General features: G+C 69.4%; 2 protein-coding genes and 1 pseudogene. 1 reads left to right on the forward strand and 2 read right to left on the reverse strand.

From position 1 onward, the window contains the following. Window positions 1–123: 123 nt before the first annotated feature. Window positions 124–897, reverse strand: a pseudogene (locus tag ACNFOC_RS53765) (S1 family peptidase); the annotation flags it as partial. Between the two features lie 141 nt (window positions 898–1,038). Continuing rightward, a complete protein-coding gene (locus ACNFOC_RS53770; RefSeq protein WP_416966226.1) occupies window positions 1,039–1,461 on the reverse strand; it encodes a MarR family winged helix-turn-helix transcriptional regulator in 423 nt (140 codons plus the stop codon). 61 nt (window positions 1,462–1,522) lie between these two features. On the opposite strand from ACNFOC_RS53770, the gene ACNFOC_RS53775 reads away from it, so the two are divergent. Then, window positions 1,523–2,012: hypothetical protein (locus tag ACNFOC_RS53775; RefSeq protein ID WP_416966227.1), on the forward strand; the 490-nt coding region annotated here is incomplete at its 3' end.

Genomic DNA, 2,012 nt, shown 5'->3' on the forward strand with positions numbered 1-2,012 from the left:
CGCTCGCTCGCGCGGGCCCGCGACACCTTCGGACCGGTCCCGGCCGTCGCCGACTTCCTGACGGAACTGGCCGAGCGGACCGGCGAGCCCGCCGCCGCGTACCTCTTCGACGAACTGACCACCGGCCGCCGACGCGATCGCGGAGGCGAACGTGGACACCTCGCTGTACACGCCAGGCGCGTTCGCGCGGGCGCACCCTATGCCCCAGCTGACGATGCCGACCTGGATCCAGGCGTTGGCGCTGTCCCGGCGGAACATCGGACCACCGGAGTCACCCTGACAGGTGTCGACCCCACCGGCCGTGTACCCGGCACAGATCTCGTCACTGGCGACGAGCCCGCTGTACCCGCTGTAGGCCCGGCAGGTGGCGTCACTGACGAACGGCACGGTGGCCTTGCGCAGATACCGCTGCTGAGCCCCGCCCTCACTGGCCGAACCCCACCCGGCGATGGTGAAGGTCCCGGTGTTGTACTGCGTGGTCGTGGCGATCTTCAGCGTCGGCACGGTGGTGATGGGCGAGGCGAGCTTGATGAGCGCCCAGTCCTTGCCGTTGCCGTTGTACCCCGGCGCCCGGTACACGTACGTCGACTTGACCTGGACCCGCCCGGTGGTGGACTGGAGGTCCACGACACCCGCGGTGGCGGTGATGCTGGTGTTGGCGCCGGTCCCGGTCACACAGTGCGCGGCGGTCAGCACGATCTGCGGGGTGTAGAGCGCACCACCACAGCCCATCGAGAGCCGGACCATGAACGGGAACTCGCCCTGCGTGGCGGTGGTTCCGCCGACGACGGGCGTGGGGGCGGCCTGTGCGGCCGAGACGGGCTGAAGGCTGGCGATCGCGAGAGCGGCGGCGCCGACGGCCGCGCATCTCTTGAGGGCTGTGAGGAGCTTCTTCAACGTGATGCCCTTCGTGGGGGTGGCAATGACGCGCACATGTCAATCAAGAGCATCAAAGAAATGCTCAATTTCTGACATGGGCTGGTCAAATCTGTTGATGGATTATGGGAACCCTGTGAACGTCCGCACAAGGGGTGTGTTTCAGCCATCGGCCAGCCGCTCCATCAGCGCCCCCGCCAGCTCCAGCACCCCCCGCTCCGTCGCGCTCAGCGACGCCAGCGCCTCCGCCAGCCACACGTCCCGCTCGGTCATGTCCTGGTCCAGCGCCCGTCGCCCCTTCGCTGTCAGGGTGAGGACGGACTGACGCCGGTCCACGGTGCCCGGCTCGCGTGCGATCAGCCCCTCCGTCTCCAGTTCGGCGAAGGTCCGGGTGAGGGACTGGGGTCGCTGCCGCTCGGCCGCCGCGACCTCGCCGGGTGTCGCCGTCCCGTGCCGGTGCAGGTGTCCGAGGACGATCAGCTGGTTCGGGGTGAGCCCGGCCTCGTTGCCGCGTTTCTGTCGCAGCCGCCGGTTCAGCCGTACGACGCCACGACGGATGCGGGCGGCCTCGGAGAGATGATCCATGACGGATATCATACGCGTATGCTTACTATTCAGAGTCCATGGATCCCGCTATTCTCGTGAAGTGACCGCCAAACTAATACGCAATGCGTACGAAGCGGCTCTGACGATGGTCGCCGTCCTGCTCAGCTGGGGCATCGCCCTCTGGCTGGAGGGCGCCGCCGGACTCCACACCGACGTGCTCGTCCTCGCGGTCGCCCTGCCCCTCACCTTGTTCCGCTCCCAGCGCACCGCCGACACCCGGCGCCGGCTCACCGCGCTCGCCCTGCTGCCGGTGACGGCCGGTGCCTCGATCTTCGTCGGGCGGCTGATCGTCGCCCACTACGCGCTCGGCGCCGCCGTCTTCACGGCGGGCATGGCGCTGGCCATCTGGATCCGTCGCTACGGCCCCGCCGCCACCAAGGCCGGCACCCTGCTCGCCCTTCCGCTCGTGGCGCTCCTCGTCGTCCCCGGCCCCGCGCTGCCGTCCAAGGCGCAGAGCGGGCTGGTCACTTGGGGGTGGGCGGCGCTGGTCGGGGCGTTGGCGTGCGGCGGGGTGTGGCTGGTGCAGGTGC

The sequence above is a fragment of the Streptomyces colwelliae genome (genome assembly GCF_048158785.1).
GTDB lineage: Bacteria > Actinomycetota > Actinomycetes > Streptomycetales > Streptomycetaceae > Streptomyces.